A 21351-nucleotide genomic window follows, 5' to 3' on the forward strand; every position below is an offset into this window, starting at 1 on the left:
GTGGTGCCATATATCGTGCAAAAAAAAGACAAGATCAAAGATATCTATTCACTTTCTCCGTTACAAAAGGGTATGCTATTTCATTCTATTAAAGACCCGCAAAGCGATGCCTATTTCGAGCAGGTTACCCTTTTGCTGGAGGGGGTTGTAAACCCAACCTATTTGGCTGAAAGTATTCAGGGACTCGTACAAAAATACGACATGTTCCGAAGTGTGTTCCGCTATAAAAAAGTAGACCCTGTTCAGGTTGTGCTTAGTGAACGCAAAATAGATTTACAGATTGAGGACCTTACTCAAATCAATGAAGAAGAGCAACGGAAATTCATCGAGGAATATAGAAAAAAAGACCGGGAAAGAGGCTTTGATCTTTCCCGGGATATCCTGCTACGTTTTACATTGTTTCAAACAGCCGCCAATCGGTATGAATTACTGTGGAGTCATCATCATATCCTGATGGATGGCTGGTGCACGGGTATCGTTTTTCAGGATTTATTTCAAATGTACCAACGTCGCTTGTCAGGACAGGCCTTGCTTCCAGAGGTGGCCCCTCAATATAGCGAATATATACGTTGGTTAAAGAAACAAGATGACCAACAAGCATTGGCATTTTGGAAAGAGTATCTACGGGGATTTGAAAACCTTACGGGTATCCCGCGTCTAAGGTCTGGCAATCATCCCTTCAAGCAAGAGGAATTCATTTTCTCCTTGGGAGAGGAAGCTACACAAAAACTAACGCAAACGGCTCAAAAGTATCAGGTAACCTTAAATACAGTTGTGCAAACAATTTGGGGAGCGTTATTGCAAAAATACAATAATACGAATGACGCGACTTACGGTGTGGTTGTCTCCGGACGACCCGCCGAGGTGCCCCATGTTGAACAAATGGTGGGGTTATTCAGTAATACGATTCCAATCCGTATTAAAAAGGAAGCGGGAAAAACGTTTGGGGAAGTGCTGAAAAACGTACAGCAAACAGCGCTGGAGGCAGAAAAATACGGATATCTTTCTTTAGCCGATATTCAGGCGAACGCAGCTTATACGCATCAATTGCTTGATCATATTTTAGCGTTTGAAAATTTCCCGATGGATCAAGAAACATTTAATCAAGAAAACGTACTCGGGTTTGCCGTGAAGGATGCCCACACTTTTGAGCAGACGCACTATGATCTGACCGTGCTAGTCATTCCTGGCAAGGAATTAATCTTTAAGTTTATGTATAACGAAAGTGTTTATTCAAAAGAGTATCTCAATCTTTTAGAGCTGAATATGAAAAAGCTGGTTTCTTTGGTTATTGCGCAGCAAGATATCTTTGACCCAGCTACCGAGTTTGTATCCGATCTGGAAAAGGATAAGCTTTTAACCATTTTTAATCGTACTGATGCAAAGTATCCAAGAGAGAAAACGATTCATGAGCTGTTTCAAGAGCAGGTTGACAAGAACCCTGATCAAGTGGCACTCGTATTTGGCGAGGCTCAACTAACATACGGCGAGCTGAACGAAAAGGCGAATCAAATGGCCCGTGGTTTACGCAAACAAGGGATTTTACCTGATCAGGTGATAGGGTTACTTACGGATCGTTCCTTAGAAATGATCATAGCCATTCTAGCCATCTTTAAAGCTGGTGGCGCTTATATGCCTATCGATCCATCTTATCCGAGTGAACGCATTCAATACATGCTAGCAGATAGTCGCACCCATTTGTTATTGGTGCAAAAAGCTGAAATGATCCCAGCCAATTATCAGGGTGAGGTACTGCTGTTAACAGAAGATAGCTGGATGGATGAGAATACAGACAATTTAGATTTGGTCAACCAAGCACAAGATCTGGCCTATGTCATGTACACCTCAGGTTCAACAGGTAAACCAAAGGGGAATCTGACGACACATCAAAATATCGTCAAGACCATCATTAACAATGGCTACATAGAGATTACGCCCAATGATCGTCTTCTCCAGTTGTCCAACTACGCTTTTGATGGCTCTACCTTTGATATATACAGCGCACTGTTAAACGGAGCTTCCCTTGTTTTAGTACCAACGCATGTACTGATGAATCCGACTGATTTGGCATCGGTCATTCAAGACCAGCATATTACCGTGTCCTTTATGACAACATCTCTGTTTAACACTCTGGTTGAGCTGGATGTGACAAGTCTCAAACACATGCGCAAGGTGGTGTTTGGAGGAGAAAAGGCTTCGATCAAGCACGTAGAAAAAGCGCTGGATTACTTGGGAGATGGACGTTTGGTCAACGGGTATGGACCAACAGAAACTACTGTTTTTGCCACTACCTATACGGTGGACCATACGATCAAGGAGACGGGGATTATGCCGATAGGTCGCCCGTTGAACAATACGAAGGTGTTTATTTTAGGAGCAGACAATCAATTACAACCGATAGGTGCATTAGGCGAGCTATGTGTGAGCGGGGAAGGGATTGCTCGCGGGTATCTCAATCTTCCAGAGCTGACTGCTGATCGTTTCGTTGAAAATCCTTTTGTGCAGGGAGAGAGAATGTATCGCACAGGGGATTTAGCGCGTTGGTTACCGGATGGAAGCATTGAGTACGTAGGTAGAATAGATGAACAAGTTAAGATTCGGGGACATCGGATCGAATTAGGTGAAATTGAAGCTAGATTACTAGAGCATCCTGCTATTAGCGAGACCGTTTTGCTGGCGAAGCAGGATGAGCAGGGGCATTCCTTCTTATGTGCCTATCTGGTGACAAATGGTGCCTGGTCAGTCGCAGAGCTTCGCAAGCATATCAAGGAAACATTGCCGGATTCTATGGTGCCATCTTATTTTATCGAGATAGAAAAAATGCCGCTAACTTCAAATGGCAAGGTAGACAAGCGTGCATTGCCTGAACCAGACCGAGTGATTACCAATGAGTATGTGGCGGCAGTCAATGAGACAGAGGAGAAGCTAGTTCAGTTTTTCCAAGAAATCTTAGCTGTAGAACGAGTGGGAACGCAGGATACATTTTTTGAATTGGGTGGTCATTCCCTAAAAGCAATGATGCTGGTTTCAAGAATACACAAGGAATTAGAAATAGAAGTTCCGTTAAAAGAAGTATTCGCCAGACAAACCGTTAAAGAATTAGCATCCTATATCAGACAGGCTGAACATTCGGATTACAGCGAAATCCAACCGGCCATGGAGCAAGAATACTACCCGGTATCTAATGCACAGCGACGGATGTATGTGGTTCAACAAATGAGAGATGTAGAAACAACAGGCTACAATATGCCGTTCTATTTAGAAATGGAGGGTGCTCTTGAGGTAGAAAAGCTATCTCTAGCTTTGAAACAACTAATTGAGCGTCATGAGTCATTACGAACCTCCTTCCATATGGTTGAGGATGAACTGATGCAAAAGGTACATGCAGAAGTTGCATGGGAGATGGAAATGATTCATGCCGTAGAGGAAGAAGTTCAACAACTTACCGATTCCTTTATGCGTCCTTTCGATCTTGCTAAGGCGCCATTATTCCGAGCGGGACTCATTCAAATCAATCCGAAGCGACATTTATTGATGCTGGATATGCATCATATCATCTCAGATGGGGTATCGATGAATGTATTGTTTCAGGATATAACGCAGTTGTATCAAGGTATAGAGCTGAGTCCTCTCAAGATACAATACAAGGATTTTGCGGTGTGGCAACAAGGCATGGCTCAGGTTGTCCGTTTTCAGGAGCAGGAAAGGTATTGGTTAAACCAATTCTCTGGTGACCTACCAATTTTGGAAATGGTAACTGATTATCCACGACCAGCCATACAGCAGTTTGACGGAGATTCCTGGTCATTTGAAATTGATGCCAAAATATTGGACAGCATAAAGCAATTGTCAGCTAAGCAAGGAACTACGTTGTATATGACTCTGTTGGCGATTTATCAAATCCTGTTGGCTAAGTATACCCGTCAAAACGATATCATTGTCGGAACTCCGATTGCAGGAAGACCGCATGCAGACACAGAGAGTATTGTGGGGATGTTTGTTAATACACTAGCTTTACGTGGTCAACCAAAAGAAGAGCAATCTTTCATCTCCTACTTATCAGAAGTGAAAGAAAACGTACTACAAGCCTATGACAACGCTGATCATCCATTTGAAGAGTTGGTAGAGAAGCTACATTTACAAAGAGATATGAGTCGTCATCCCTTGTTTGATACGATGTTTGTTTTACAAAACATGGATATGTCCGAGATAAATATTTCTGGTCTAAAGCTTCATTCGCGTGATTTAAACTGGAAAAATGCAAAATTTGATATGACCTGGATGATTGCCGAACAAAATAATCTATTGATTTCGGTTGAGTACAGCACCAGCCTGTTTAAACATGAAACCATTCAAAGGCTAGAAAAGCATTTCACTTATTTAGTAGAACAAGTGGCTAAGCATCCGGATTGCTTACTCAGCGATTTAGAACTCGCAACAGACGAAGAAAAACAGCAAATACTGACGGTATTTAACGACACTGCTACTGATGATTTACAGGATTTATCCATCTGCCATCTATTCGAACAACAAGTACAGCGTTTTTCAGATCGGCCGGCACTTGTGTTTAAAGAAAAGCAGCTCACATACAGTGAGTTCCATGCAAAAGTAAATCAATTAGCTCGGGTACTCAGAAAGAAAGGTGTGCTGCCGGATCAAGCGGTTGGATTAATCACTGATCGTTCCATTGAGATGATGATAGGGATTTTCGCCATCCTAAAAGCAGGCGGAGCTTATATGCCAATTGATCCTTCCTATCCAATCGATCGGATCGAGCACATGCTAGAGGACAGCCGAACTAAGTTGTTATTAGTGCAAAAAACAGAAATGATCCCTGCTAGCTATCAGGGGGAGGTATTACTCCTAGCGGAAGAGTGCTGGATGCATGAAGATTCATCGAATTTGGAGCTGATCAATAAAACACAGGATTTGGCATATGTCATGTATACCTCAGGTTCTACCGGTAAACCAAAGGGCAACCTGACGACTCACCAAAACATTTTGACCACCATCATCAACAATGGCTATATCGAGATCGCGCCAACAGACCGTCTATTACAGCTATCTAACTATGCTTTTGATGGCTCTACCTTCGATATCTACAGTGCGCTATTAAATGGAGCCACTCTTGTACTGGTGCCAAAAGAGGTCATGCTAAATCCAATGGAGCTGGCGAAGATCGTCCGCGAGCAGGATATTACGGTTTCGTTTATGACCACGTCCCTATTCCATACGCTAGTGGAGCTTGACGTGACTAGTATGAAATCCATGCGCAAGGTTGTATTTGGCGGGGAAAAGGCTTCATACAAGCATGTAGAAAAGGCTCTGGATTATCTCGGAGAAGGCCGTTTAGTAAATGGATACGGCCCTACAGAAACAACCGTTTTTGCTACCACATACACCGTGGATTCTAGCATCAAGGAAACGGGAATCGTACCGATTGGACGTCCGTTAAACAATACGAGTGTCTATGTCTTAAATGAGAATAATCAGCTTCAGCCGGTTGGAGTACCAGGGGAATTGTGCGTTGGCGGAGCAGCAATTGCACGTGGATATTTAAACCGACCAGAGCTGACAGCAGAGCGCTTTGTGGAAAATCCTTTCGTGTCAGGAGATAGAATGTATCGTACCGGTGATTTAGCACGTTGGTTGCCGGATGGAAGCATTGAGTATTTAGGACGGATGGATGAGCAGGTTAAAGTACGCGGTTACCGAATTGAGCTGGGTGAAATAGAGACAAGATTATTGGAGCACCCTTCTATAAGCGCAGCGGTTTTACTGGCAAAGCAAGATGAGCAAGGTCATTCGTACCTATGTGCTTACATCGTTGCAAATGGGATATGGACGGTTACTGAACTACGTAAGCATCTAAGTGAGGCTTTGCCAGAATACATGGTGCCTACTTATTTTGTAGAACTAGAGCAGATACCGTTCACTTCTAATGGGAAGGTGAACAAACGTGCTTTACCAGAGCCAGAAGGACAAATTACCAGTGTATATGTGGCCCCAGAAACGGAGACAGAAGCAAAAGTAGCAGCGTTATTCCAAGAGATTTTGGGTGTCGAGAGAGTTGGTACACAGGACATGTTCTTTGAACTGGGTGGTCATTCGCTAAAAGCGATGATGCTAGTTTTACGAATGAATAAAGAACTGGGCATCGAGGTGCCTTTGAAAGAGGTATTCGCACATCCTACTGTCAAGGAATTGGCAGCAACGATCGACCTTCTTGATCGATCAGGCCACTCAGAGATTGAGCCTGCTCCAAGGCAGGAGTTCTATCCTGTATCCTCCGTGCAGAGACGGATGTACGTGGTGCAGCATTTAGGAAATGTCCAAACAACCAGCTACAATATGCCGCTTTTCCTTGAAGTGGAGGGAGCTTTAGAAATTGATAAGCTTCATCTAGCACTTGAGAAATTGGTCGAAAGACACGAGTCGCTACGAACCTCATTTCATATGGTTGACGAAGAGCTGATGCAGCAGGTGCATGAAGAGGTGGACTGGGATTTAGAGATAATGGATGGAACGGAAGGAGACCTTGCAGGCATTACAGCAGGATTTATACGTCCGTTTGATCTCAGCCAAGCTCCATTGTTCCGTGCAGGCATAGTGCGGATTAGCCCTGGGAGATTCCTTTTCATGCTAGATATGCACCATATCATCTCAGACGGAGTTTCTACCAATGTATTGTTCCAGGATATAACGCAGCTCTATCAAGGAAAGGATCTGCCTCCTCTTACGATACAGTACAAAGACTACGCTGTGTGGCAACAAGCTGATGCTCAAGTGACTCGCTTACAAGATCAGGAAAGCTACTGGTTACATCAATTTGCCGGGGAAGCTCCTGTCTTAGAAATGCCGACAGATTTCCCGCGTCCTGCAGTCCAGCAGTTCGAAGGAGATGTATGGACCTTTGAGATTGATGCTGACATTCTTAGCCAGTTGAAAAAATTATCAGTGAGTCAGGGTTCTACTTTATACATGACTCTATTGGCGGCTTATCAGGTGTTGCTGGCTAAGTATACCGGTCAAGATGATGTTGTTGTCGGTTCACCAATTGCTGGACGAGCTCATGCGGATGTAGAAAGCATCGTCGGTATGTTCGTCAACACGCTAGCTTTACGTGGACAGCCTGCAGGAGAGCAGACTTTTATTTCCTATCTGGCACAAGTTAAGGAACAGGTTTTACAAGCTTATGCCAATGCAGAGTATCCATTTGAGAAATTGGTTGAGAAGCTCGATCTACAAAGAGATATGAGTCGCCATCCACTCTTCGATACGATGTTTACTTTGCAAAACATGGAGATGTCTGATATTGATTTGGCAGGCTTGACCTTCAAGCCATTTGATTTTGAATGGAAAAATGCCAAGTTTGACATGGATTGGACAATGTTTGAGGAAGAAACACTCAAGGTAGCTATTGAATACAGTACAAGCCTGTATACAAAAGAAACCATTAGCAGAATGGCTCAACATTTCACCTATGTTTTACAACAAATTATTGAGCATCCACCCATTCGTTTGGCTGAAATTAAAATTGTTACTTTGCCAGAGATCGAACAGATTTTAACGCAATTTAATGATACTAGGGCCAATTACCCTGATAACCAAACCATTCATAGCCTATTCGAGCAACAAGTGGAGCGTACGCCAGAACAGATAGCTGTTGTCTATCAGGATCAATCCATCACGTATCGCGAGCTTAATGAACGTGCAAATAGATTGGCACGTTGCTTGATCGACAAAGGAATACAGAGAAATCAATTTGTTGCAATCATGGTGGATCGTTCTATAGAAACCGTTATTGGAATGATGGGAATTCTCAAAGCCGGAGGAGCTTATGTTCCAATTGATCCTGATTACCCCTTAGATCGAAAGCTGTATATTCTTGAAGACAGTCATGCATCACTATTATTGTTCCAGCAAAAGCATAAGGTCCCATCAGAATTCACAGGTGATCGGATATTAATTGAGCAGATGCAGTGGTACCAAGCGGCTGATACGAATGTGGGGATCGTCAATACAGCTCAAGATTTGGCGTATATGATCTATACCTCAGGTTCTACAGGTCAACCAAAAGGGGTAATAATTGATCATCAAGCAGTATGTAACCTATGCTTAATGGCCCAAACCTATGGAATCTTTGCGAATAGTCGCGTTCTGCAGTTTGCCTCCTTTAGCTTTGACGCTTCTGTAGGAGAGGTTTTCCATACCCTTACAAATGGAGCCACTCTTTACCTGATGGATCGCAACCTGCTTATGGCTGGCGTTGAATTTGTTGAATGGTTACGAGTAAACGAGATAACTTCCATTCCGTTTATCTCGCCTTCTGCATTGAGTGCATTGCCGTACGAGGATTTACCAGCATTGGAATATATCAGTACAGGTGGGGAAGCATTACCTGTAGATTTAGTCAGATTATGGGGAACTGATCGAATCTTCTTAAATGCATATGGTCCGACTGAAACAACAGTAGATGCAACGATTGGCTTATGTACGCCAGAGGATAAGCCGCATATTGGTAAGCCTGTGTTGAATAAAAAAGCCTACATTATTAATCCAAATTATCAATTACAGCCAATTGGGGTACCGGGTGAGTTATGCATCGGTGGAGTAGGGATTGCTCCTGGATATTGGAACCGCCCTGAATTAACTAGAGAGAAATTTGTGGATAATCCATTTGCCCCAGGCGAAAGAATGTATAAGACGGGAGACTTAGCTAGATGGTTGCCGGATGGGACAATCGAATTTTTAGGCCGTATGGATGGCCAAGTAAAAATTCGTGGATTTAGGATTGAGCTTGGAGAAATTGAAGCTCGGCTAAACCAAGTCCCATCTGTAAAGCAAGCTGTGGTTCTAGCTCGTTCAGGAGAACAAAAGCAGGGATACCTATGCGCATATTTGGTGACGGACAACGATTTGCAGGTTTCAGCCTTACGTAAGGAATTAAGTCAAACGTTACCAGACTATATGATTCCATCGTTTTTTATAAAAGTCGATAAGATTCCAGTCTCAGTAAACGGCAAGATAGACAAGAAAGCCTTGCCAAAACCAGAAAAAGAAGTACAGCTGCAAACCGAATATGTTGCTCCAACGAACCCAACTGAGGAGATTCTTGTACAGATTTGGCAAAAGGTGCTGGGCATGGAGCGAGTAGGGATAGTGGATAACTTCTTTGAGCTAGGTGGTCACTCTATCAAGGCGATGATACTTGCTTCCAACATTTATAAGGAATTAAAGATTGATCTGCCTTTGCGTGAGATTTTTAAGCATACGACAGTAAAAGAAATGGCGCGATTTATCGATGGTCGGGATGAAGAAGAGTACGTCGGAATTCAGCCCGCAGCAAAACAGGAATACTACCCTGTCTCTTCTGCACAAAAAAGGATGTATGTCATTCAATCATTGGAAGATAAGGCTCAGGGTACGAGCTACAATATGCCGTCTTTCTATAAAATGAAAGGCTCTGTAGATGCTAAGAAATTAGAGAAGGTCTTCCAAACATTAATTGATCGGCACGAATCATTACGAACCTCCTTTCATATGATCGAGGAGCAGCTAGTTCAAAAGGTTCACGAACAGGTTTCATGGAAAATGGACATGAAAACCGTCAGCGCCAATGATGTTTCAAGATTAAAGGATTCGTTTATCCAACCGTTTGACATCAGTACAGCTCCTTTGTTCCGAGTGGGTCTTCTTACGATTAATAAAGATGAGCACATTCTTATGATGGATGTACACCATATTGTAGGAGACGGCGTATCGACTATGATCTTGTTCCAGGAGCTTATCCAGTTGTATCAAGGGCAAGCGTTACCTGAAGTGAAGATACACTATAAAGATTACGCCGTGTGGCAATTGTCCCAGCAGGATCGTTTAAAAGAAAGTGAAAATTTCTGGATGCAGCAATTTTCTGGAGAGTTGCCGGTGTTGGAGCTACCTACTGATTATTCTCGTCCACCAATTCGCCGATTGGAAGGAGATTATGTAAGCCAAAGCCTACGTGGTGATCTCCATGCAAGCGTAAAAGCCTTCATGAAAAATCGCGAAGTAACGCTATATATGGTACTGCTTGCGACATACAACGTTCTTCTGCACAAATACACGAATCAGCGCGACATTATTGTTGGTACGCCTGTTTCAGACCGACCGCATCCAGATGTCATGTCCACTGTCGGTATGTTTGTAAATACGCTGGCAGTCCGAAATCAGTTGGAGTCTGAGCAAACCTTCGAAGAGTTTTTAGCAAATGTGAAAAATAAAATGCTAGAGGTCTATGGTCATCAGGAGTATCCATTTGAAGATGTAATTGAAAAAGTAAAGGTTCAAAGGGATACAAGCAGACATCCGCTATTTGACACAATGTTTGGTGTACAAAATCTGGAGACATCTCACGCGGAGCTACCCGATTGGGGTATAGAAGCATTGGATATCAACTGGACTAACTCCAAGTTTGATATGAGCTGGATGGTATTTGAAGCAGACGGTCTAGAAATTGGCGTGGAGTATAGTACAAATCTATTTGAGCGCAACACGATTCAGCGAATGATCGGACACTTTGAACATATCATCGAGCAGATTATGGAAAATCCTCAAATTCGTTTAGCTGATATTCAGTTGGCAACAGAAGATGAGAAGGTCCAAATCTTAGAGGAATTCAATCATCAACCAACCAAAATAACCTACGATCAGGCAATCCAAAACAGATTTGAAGAACAGGCTATGAAGACACCTGATGCAGTGGCACTTGTATATAAAGGTCAGGAGTTAACCTATCGTGAGCTTAACCAAAGATCAAATCAGATGGCTCGTACATTAAGAGAGCATGGGGTCGGGCGTGATCAAATAATTGCGGTCATGATTAATCGTTCACATGAGCTGATCATTAGTATCCTAGCCGTATTAAAGGCAGGAGGAGCATACCTGCCAATTGATCCAACGTACCCGCTTGATCGTATTGAACACATGCTAGAGGATAGCCAGACTGCAATGCTGTTAACTCAAAAAGAAATCCAAATACCTACAGGATATTCGGGGGAAGTTCTCTTCGTTGATCAAGCTGATATTTATCATGAGGATGCTACGGATTTATCTAGTATGAATCAGCCTGCAGATTTGGCCTATATTATTTACACATCAGGCTCTACTGGAAAGTCCAAGGGAGTAATGATCGAGCATCGTTCATTACATAATCTGATTCATATTTCTCACCCCTATAAAATGGGAGCAGGAAGCAGAGTCCTTCAATTTGCCTCTAGCAGCTTTGATGCCTCGGTAGCAGAGATCTTTCCAGCTCTTTTAACTGGATCAACTTTATATATAGAAGAGAAAGAGGAGCTATTAACCAATTTAGTTCCCTACTTACTTGAGAATCAAATAACAACAGTAGCATTGCCGCCATCTTTATTAAGATCCGTTCCTTATAGGGAACTGCCAGCTTTAGAGTGCATAGTTAGTGTCGGAGAAGCTTGCACATTTGACATTGTGCAAACTTGGGGGCAAAACCGCACCTTTATAAACGGATACGGCCCTACAGAATCAACTGTTTGCAGTGCCTTTGGTGTGGTTACAGCAGAGGACAAGCGTATCACGATTGGTAAGCCGTTCCCTAATCAAAAGGCCTATATCATCAATGAAAATCAACAGATACAACCAATCGGGGTTCCAGGTGAGCTTTGCATAGCAGGGGCTGGATTAAGCCGTGGGTACTTGAATCGTCCAGAGCTGACACAAGAAAAATTTGTAAACAACCCCTTTGCACCTGGTGAGCGTATGTATAAAACAGGAGACGTAGCTCGCTGGTTGCCTGATGGCAATATCGAATATGTCGGTCGTATGGATGATCAGGTTAAAGTACGCGGAAATCGGGTCGAGCTTGGGGAGGTTACCAGCCAATTACTTACGCATCCTTCGATTACAGAAGCTGTTGTTGTACCAATAGTCGATACACATGGAGCAACGACACTATGCGCCTATTTCATCGAGGATAAAGAAGTGAAAGTCAACGATTTGCGCCATCATTTGGCTAAAGCTCTGCCTGAGTTTATGATTCCTGCTTACTTTATTAAAGTAGATCATATTCCATTGACAGGAAACGGAAAGGTAAATAAACAAGCATTACCTGACCCTTCCGAATTCATTTCAGCACAAACAGGCCATGAAATCGTTGCCCCTTCTTCTCAGGACGAGGAAATACTGGTTCAGGTATGGGAAGAAGTCCTGCAGTTCAAACCGATTGGGGTAGAGGACAACTTCTTTGAACGAGGCGGAGACTCCATTAAGGCATTGCAAATCGTAGCTAGACTTAGCAAATATAATCGGAAATTGGATAGTAGACATATTTTTAAAAATCCAACGATTTCCATGCTGGCTCCTTACCTTGAACAAAGAGGTGCTTTGATTGAACAAGATTCAATTGAAGGCGAAGTGCCGCTTACACCGATTCAATCCTGGTTCTTTGAACAACCTTTTGTGCATCCACACCACTTTAATCAATCTATGCTTCTGCCGAATGAACAAGGCTGGGATCGTCAACGAATAGAACAAGCATTTACAACCATTGTTAAACACCACGATGCCTTAAGAATGAAGTACCAGTTTAGAGAGAAGATCATTCAAGAAAATCAGGGTATCGAGGGAGAGTTTTTTACCCTGCATGAGGTGGATGTAACCAAGGAAAGAGACTGGCAAAGCCGCATCGAACAAGAAGCGAATCAACTCCAAGCAAGCTTTGATTTGACAACAGGGCCTTTTGTAAAGCTTGGCTTATACCATACGGCATATGGCGATTATCTTCTGATTGTCGTACATCATCTCTTAATTGATGGTGTCTCATGGCGCATCCTGCTGGAGGATTTCCAGACGCTTTATGAGCAAAAGGGTGAGCTGCCGGCGAAAACCACTTCCTTTAAGACGTGGGCCGTACAACTGGAGGGGTATGCTCGCAGCAAAAAGCTACAAGACGAGGCAAGCTACTGGAAAGGTTTGTTGAATAAATCGGTAAGAGAGCTGCCTGCGGATAAGGAATCAAGCGATACATTCCTTTTTGGAGATACAAAAGAAGTACAGCTTACCTTTGATATAAATGAAACCCAAGACCTACTTGCGAATGCCCACCATGCTTATAAGACAAAAGCGGATGATTTATTGCTGGCAGCGTTGGTTCTTAGCATAAATGAGTGGACGAAGCAAAGCGATATCATAGTGAATTTGGAAGGTCATGGCCGTGAGACGATCGTCGAAGGCATTGATTTGAGCCGTACAATTGGCTGGTTTACTACAATTTATCCAGTTCTGTTTGAAGTAGAGAACCATCAACTTTCCAGCGTGATTAAACATGTAAAAGAAACGCTGCGCAATGTACCGAATAATGGTATTGGTTTTGGGATCTTACAACACATGTCTCATTCTGATGTAAGCCAGAGCCAATTAAGTTCTCATCACATAACCTTCAACTACCTAGGTCAGATGGGAGAAGATTCCGCTAGTCAGTCTGAGACGGATAATGGAGTCCTTATCAATACAGGAGACCAGATAAGCCCAATGAACGCAAATCCGAGTTCGCTTAATATGACTTGCCTTGTAATGAATAATACGTTACATGTTACTTTTGATTATAATCCGCAACGTTATGAACAAGAGACAATGGAGCGTCTGGCAGATCGTTATAAGAGCAATTTAAAAGCAGTGATCGATCATTGTGTTCAACGTGAGCAGACAGAGCGAACACCAAGTGATTTTAGTACAAAGAAACTTTCATTAGAGGATTTAGACGACGTGTTTGCAACACTTAAAAATCTATAAAGGTATCCTGAGGAGGAGAAGATTAACTTGATTAATACCTCAGACGTCAAAGACATTTATAGCTTATCGCCCATGCAACGAGGCATGTTGTTCCATACATTAAAAGATAAAGAAAACCTTGCTTATTTTGATCAAACAACTTTTCAAATTGAAGGTGAAATATGTGTCGAATCCCTTGAGAAAAGTTTTAACGAGCTGATTCGCAAGTATGATGTCCTACGTACGATCTTCTTGTATCAGAAATTAAAAGAACCGATGCAGGTTGTGCTAAAAGAACGTACAGCAAGTATTTATTATGAGGATTTCTCTAAGAAGAGCGAGTTAGATAAAACAAAGTCTCTTCGTGTAGCTAAACAGAGGGACCGGGACGAGGGCTTTGACCTCTCCCGGGACATCCTCATGCGGTTGTCTTTACTAAAAGTAGCTCCTAAACAATATGAACTAGTGATCAGTAGCCACCATATTATCATTGATGGATGGTGCACGGGCATTCTGTATCAGGATCTGTTTTATTTCTATCAATGCTTTGTAGCAAATGAACCTATCCCAACTGAAAAAGCGATTCCGTACAGCAGATATATTCGCTGGTTAGAAGAGCAGGATGAAGAGGAAGCAAAAACTTATTGGAGTAATTATCTTCAAGATTTCGAGGGTGCATCTGTAATCCCTAAGGAAAATTCTAAGGGAGAAAAGGAAGTATGCATCATTGATAAGGTAACTTTTCCCTTCGATAAAAAGCTGTCGGAGGAATTGGTTCAAGTAGCAAAAACTTCCCAAGTGACGATAAGTACCTTGTTTCAAACAATGTGGGGTATCTTGCTACAAAAGTATAATAACTCCCAGGAAGCCATATTTGGATCTGTCATTTCAGGAAGATCACCAGAGATTCCAGATGTGGAGAAAATAGTGGGAATCTTTATCAATACCATTCCTGTTCGAATTCGGACGCTGGACAAGCAAACCTTCAAAGAATTGCTGATGCAGGTTCAGGAGGCATCTGTAAACTCTGAAAAGTATAACTATCAAACACTGGCTGATATACAAGCTGTTACAGGATCAAATCATGCACTTATCCATCATATTGTGGCGTTCGAAAATTTTCCTGTTGCCTCGGATAGCTTCGTTGATTCTCGCGAGTCCGATTCACAAGAATTGAAAGTTGTGAATGTCATTGATGATCATGAGAAAACCAACTTTGATTTTAATGTTCAGGTACAGATGGATACAGAATTACTAGTAAAAATCTCCTATAATCAAAATCTTTATAATAAAAGCTTTATTGATAATATTTTTAATCACCTACAACAGATTGCTCAGTCTATCATCCATAACCTAGATATCCAGGTGGATGAGATAGCCATTGTTTTTAAGGAAGAAAAGGATCAGCTCGTAAGCTATTCCAATCCAGCCAAGTCAGAGTTTCCAATGGATAAAACCATCCATCAGTTATTTGAGGAGCAGGTATTACGTAATCCAGAGCAGACTGCTATCGTTTTTAAAGGGCAGTCATTAACCTATCGTCAGTTGAATGAGAAGGCCAATCAATTGGCATGGATGCTAAGAAAACGGGAAGTAAAGCCGAATGATATCGTTGCGATCATGGCAGAGCACTCACTTGAGATGGTGGCGGGAGTAATGGGGATTTTAAAGGCGGGTGCGGCCTATCTTCCTATTGATCCATCCTATCCAGAAAAAAGAATCGCCCATATGTTACAGGATAGCAAAGCAGAGCAATTACTTATCCAGCCGCATTTGAATATGCCACAGGAATATAAGGGAAGTACTTTATGGCTAGCAGAAGAGAGTTGGGCAAAGGAAAGTACGAGCGATTTACCGCTTGTTACGGGCGCTAATGATTTAGCCTACATTATCTATACCTCAGGTTCAACAGGACTACCTAAAGGAGTTATGGTTGAACATCATTCTTTGGTTAATTTAGTCATGTGGCATAACGATGCATTTAGTGTAACGCAGAATGATCAATGCACGAAATTGGCGGGTTTTGGATTTGATGCATCGGTATGGGAAATATTTCCTACCCTCATACAGGGAGCTACTCTACATGTGTTAGATGAATCGAGACGTGGCGATATTTATGCTCTACATGAATACTTCGAAAAAAATGCAATTACGATTAGCTTCTTACCTACTCAATTAGCTGAACAATTTATGGAGCTTACAAGTAGTACATTGCGTGTGTTACTCATTGGCGGTGACCGAGCTCAAAAAATAAAAAAGACAGCTTATCAGATCATAAACAACTATGGGCCAACCGAAAATGCAGTAGTAACAACGAGTGGACAACTCCATATGGAGCAAGATGTCTTCCCTATTGGAAAGCCGATTGCAAATCACAGTGTCTATATTTTGGATCAGAAGGGACACCTTCAGCCGATAGGAGTACCTGGTGAGTTATGTGTCAGTGGTACAGGGCTTGCACGAGGATATCTCAACCAGCCTGAACTTACAGTAGAACGATTTGTCGATAATCCGTTTGTACCTGGAGAAAGAATGTATCGCACAGGCGACTTAGTTCGTTGGAAATCTGATGGTAGCATCGAATATCTGGGGAGGATAGACGAACAAGTCAAGATCCGAGGATACAGAATTGAGTTAGGTGAGATCGAGGCAAAGCTACTTGACCATCCTTCTATTAGTGAGGCACTCGTCGTGGCTCGAAATGATGAGCAAGGGTATACGTATCTATGTGCTTATGTGGTAGCAACGGGTACTTGGAGTGTATCTTCATTACGCGAGCATTTGATAGAAACACTGCCCGAATACATGGTTCCAGCTTACATGATGGAAGTGGAAAAAATGCCGCTTACTGCAAATGGAAAAGTAGATAAGCGAGCGCTACCGGTACCTGATCGACAAAGAATGAACGAGTATGAGCCACCTTCGACAGAGACGGAAGAAAAGCTAGTTCAACTCTTCCAAGAAATTTTAGGACTTGAGCGTGTTGGTACTAAGGATCATTTCTTTGAATTAGGTGGACATTCGTTGAAGGCGATGATGCTTGTGTCTCGTATGCACAAAGAGCTAGGTGTGGATGTGCAGTTAAATGAGATGTTTGCTCGTCCAACGGTTAAAGATCTAGCTGCATACATAGATCAGATGAATGGTTCAGCTTACACAGCGATTCAACCAGCGGAAGAACAGCCCTACTATCCTGTTTCTTTTGCACAAAGAAGAATGTATGTTGTGCAACAAATGAGAGATAGTGAAACGACAAGCTATAACATGCCTTTTTCGTTTGAACTAAAAGGAAAACTACATCTGGACAAGCTAAGAGAAACGTTGCAGATTCTTGTTCTACGACATGAAAGTCTCCGTACATCGTTTCATATGATTGATGAAAATCTAGTTCAAAAAATAAATAAAGATATTTCATGGGAATTAGAAGTAATAGAAGCTCGGGAGTCAGAGCTTCAGTCAAAGCTAGAGGAATTTATCAGACCGTTCAATTTAAGCGAGGCACCGCTTTTCAGAGCTCGTTTATTTTGCTTGAATCCACATCATTATCTGCTGAGTCTGGATATGCATCATATTATTTCAGATGGGGTATCTATGAACCTGTTCTTACAGGAATTCATGACACTATATCAGGGAGAAGCATTGCCAGCGCTCGCTATCCAATACAAAGACTACGCGTTATGGCAACAATCAGACGAGCAGCGATCTAGATTAAAGGAGCAGGAAAATTACTGGTTACATCGTTTTTCTGACGAGCTTCCTACCTTAGAATTACCAACAGATTATCCACGTCCGGCTATTCAGCAGTTTGATGGAGATGAATGGACGATTGAAATTAATGCTGATCTTCTAGCAAAGGTGAAACAAATATGCTCGAGTCAAGGTACCACGTTATATATGACTCTTCTTGCTGCCTATCAGGTTTTCTTAGCTAGATATACTGGACAGGAAGATATCATTGTGGGTTCTCCAATTGCTGGACGCTCTCATGCCGATTTGGAAAACATTATAGGAATGTTTGTAAATACATTAGCTTTACGCGGTCAACCAAAAGCAGACCAATCATTCATTTCCTATTTAAATGAGGTAAAAGAGACTGTTTTTCAAGCATATGCAAACGCAGAATATCCATTTGAAGAGCTGATTGAAAAACTCAATTTAGAACGAGACATGAGTCGCCATCCGCTATTTGATACCTTGTTCTCTTTGCAAAATATAGAAATGTCTGAGTTCCAAATGAGTGATTTAGAAATTTACCCTTATGAAACTGGGCAAAGGAATGCAAAATTCTCCCTAAGTTGGTTAATATCAGAAGGAGAATCCCTTTATATAACCATTGAGTACAGCACAAAATGCTTTAAACAAGAAACCATTCAACGCATGGCAAGTCATTTTGAACAATTACTAGCACAAATTGTTGCGCATCCAGAAGAGAACATTGGTCATCTAGAATTAGTGACAGATGCTGAAAAGAATATCTTACTTGAAGAATTTAATCTGACAAATGTCGACTATCCTAGAGAAAAAACAATTCAAGAACTGTTTGAAGAACAAGTGGTTAAAAATCCTGATCAAATCGCTCTTATATGTGGAGAGGAACAGTTTACCTACACACAATTAAATGTGAAATTTAACCAGTTAGCTCACGTATTAAGAAGAGAAGGCGTTCAACCAAATCAGGTAATTGGGCTAATTACGGATCGATCTTTGGCGATGATTGTGGGTATTTTTGGAACTATAAAAGCAGGTGGCAGTTATCTGCCAATCGATCCGACTTATCCTGAGGAAAGAATTCAATACATGCTCGAAGACAGTCAAACCCACCTCTTGTTGGTACAACAAAAAGACATGGTTCCAGCGGGCTATCAGGGAGAGGTTTTGATAGTAGAGGATGATATATGGCGAGATGAACCCGTACCTAACATAGAATTAATTAATCAGCCGCAAGACTTGGCCTATGTCATGTACACATCTGGCTCTACAGGTAAACCTAAGGGGAACCTGACTACTCATCGAAACATTGTCAAAACCGTATGCAATAACGGATATATCGAGATAAACGCTGAGGATCGCTTTTTGCAGTTATCTAACTACGCATTTGACGGCTCTACCTTTGATATATTTAGTTCGTTATTACATGGGGCTACGCTGGTACTAGTACCAAAAGAAGTGATCTTGAATCCAGTAGACCTGGTTACATTGATACGTGAAAAGCATATTACCGTATCTTTTATGACTACCTCATTGTTTAATGCTTTAGTGGAACTGGATTTAAGTAGTCTCAAAAACATGCGCAAAATAGCATTTGGAGGAGAGAAAGCCTCGTTTAAGCATGTGGAAAAAGCGTTGGATTTCCTAGGAAATGGACGATTAGTGAATGGATATGGTCCGACAGAAACGACGGTCTTTGCTACAACCTACACAGTGGATGAACGCATTAAGGAGTGGGGGATTATACCAATTGGCCGACCGCTACATAATACAACGGTCCATATTTTAAGTTCTGAAGACAAGTTGCAACCAATTGGAGTCATTGGAGAGCTATGTGTCAGCGGTGAAGGATTGGCACGCGGTTATCTTAATCTCCCAGAGCTAACGATGGAACGCTTTGTTGAAAACCCATTTGTACCAGGAGAAAGAATGTACCGCACAGGGGATTTGGCTCGTTGGTTACCAGATGGAGTCCTTGAATATGTAGGGCGCAAGGATGAACAAGTGAAGATCCGAGGACATCGAATTGAGCTTAGTGAAATTGAAACAAGAATATTGGAGCATCCTGCTATCAGTGAAACGGTCCTTATAGCTAAGCAAAATGAGCAGGGAAGCTCTTACCTGTGCGCTTATATTGTTGCACATGACCAATGGAATGTGGGGGAATTACGTAAACATGTAAGAGATGCTTTGCCAGAACACATGGTACCTTCTTATTTTATTGGCTTAGACAAATTGCCACTTACTTCAAATAGTAAAGTCGACAAACGAGCATTGCCAGAACCAGAAGGCAATCTGCACCTGACTAGAGAAATTGTTGCTCCAAAGAATGAATCTGAAAGGCAGTTAGTTAGTATAGTTGCTGAAGTGTTGGGATTAGAAGCCAGTGAAATAAGTATTACCGATAATCTTTTTGAACTAGGTGGACACTCACTGACTATTTTACGAATTCTAGCTAAGGTTCATACATTGAATTGGAAGCTTGAAATGAAAGACTTCTATAATTGTAAAAATTTCGAAGAAGTAGCAAGCAAAGTATCTGATATGCAGGACAATCAAGAACTGTCTAGTAATGGCTCGATCTTTAAACAGGGTGAGAAGAAACCGATCCCGGTAGTGCCAGTCCACGATAGACAAAAAGAGATGGAGCATGTTTTATTGCTAGGTTCTACAGGCTTCTTGGGTATTCATTTGCTACATGAACTACTACAAAAAACAGAAGCAACAATTCATTGCGTGATTCGTGCAAAAGATGATGAGACTGCTATGCAGCGTCTACGCAAAAAAATAGATTTTTACTTTACTTCCCAATACAGTAGCTCACAAATTGATGAATGGTTTAACCGCATCCAGATTATTCACGGTGATATTACGCAAGCCAAATTTGGGTTAGAGGCAAAATATTACGAGTCGTTAGGAACTATTGTTGACACTGTAATCCACACAGCTGCATTGGTGAAGCACTACGGATACTATGAAGAGTTTGAAAGAGCGAATGTACATGGAACTCAGCATGTAGTTACCTTTTGCTTGAATAATAAATTACCACTGCATTATGTTTCTACCCTAAGCGTTTCGGGAACCAGCGTTGAAGGTGCAACGGAGCTTGTGGAATTTACCGAAAGAGATTTTTATGTTGGTCAAAACTATGAGTCAAATGTATATCTGAGAAGTAAATTTGAAGCAGAAGCCGTGATTGTCAATGGATTGGAAAACGGCCTAGATGCACGTATCTATCGGGTTGGCAACTTAACAGGACGTTTTCAAGACGGATGGTTCCAAGAAAACATTAACGAAAATATGTTTTATCTCCTATCAAAAGCTTTTCTTGAGCTTGGAGGTTTTGATCAGGAGATTATGCAGGGTATGGTTGATTTAACCCCTATTGATATATGTGCAGAAGCCATTATACACGTGATCACCAGTAAAGGAATTCAGGAAAGAGTGTTCCATTTACAAAATCCACATTTCGTAACATACGATGATATGTATCGTGTATTTGAAGAGCTTGGTTTTTCAAGACGAATACAGAGTCGTGAGGATGTTACACGTGAACTAGGTGTAATGATGTCTCAGGGTAATGAAAAGCAGTTTTTGGCTGGACTTATGACCATAATGCTGAAGGATGCTAAGCGAGCCGAACAATTTAATGTTACAGTCGATTTTAGTAGGACATTGCAGCTATTAGAGGATTCTTCATTTACCTATCCTGTTCCTGATGGTGAGTATATGCGCAAGCTGGCTATGCATATGATCAAAGTTGGGTTTGTTACTGCTAATCATACTGTTGATGAAAAGATAGGAACTAATCGTTAGCGCTATGCTAACGACTGGTTCCCACCCTAAATATGAATAGCTAAA

General features: G+C 41.8%; 2 protein-coding genes. Both read left to right on the plus strand.

Annotated elements, in window-relative coordinates; genetic code table 11:
• Positions 1 to 72: 72 nt before the first annotated feature.
• Positions 73 to 13803: an amino acid adenylation domain-containing protein gene (locus EEL30_11155; protein QDX95741.1), complete on the plus strand. Its 13731-nt coding sequence runs from the start codon at positions 73 to 75 to the stop codon at positions 13801 to 13803.
• A gap of 27 nt (positions 13804 to 13830) precedes the next feature.
• Complete coding sequence (locus EEL30_11160) at positions 13831 to 21306, plus strand: amino acid adenylation domain-containing protein (protein ID QDX92815.1); 7476 nt, start codon at positions 13831 to 13833, stop codon at positions 21304 to 21306.
• Positions 21307 to 21351 lie beyond the last annotated feature (45 nt).

Origin of the sequence: Brevibacillus laterosporus (assembly GCA_007833815.1) — a bacterium.
GTDB lineage: Bacteria > Bacillota > Bacilli > Brevibacillales > Brevibacillaceae > Brevibacillus_B > Brevibacillus_B laterosporus_D.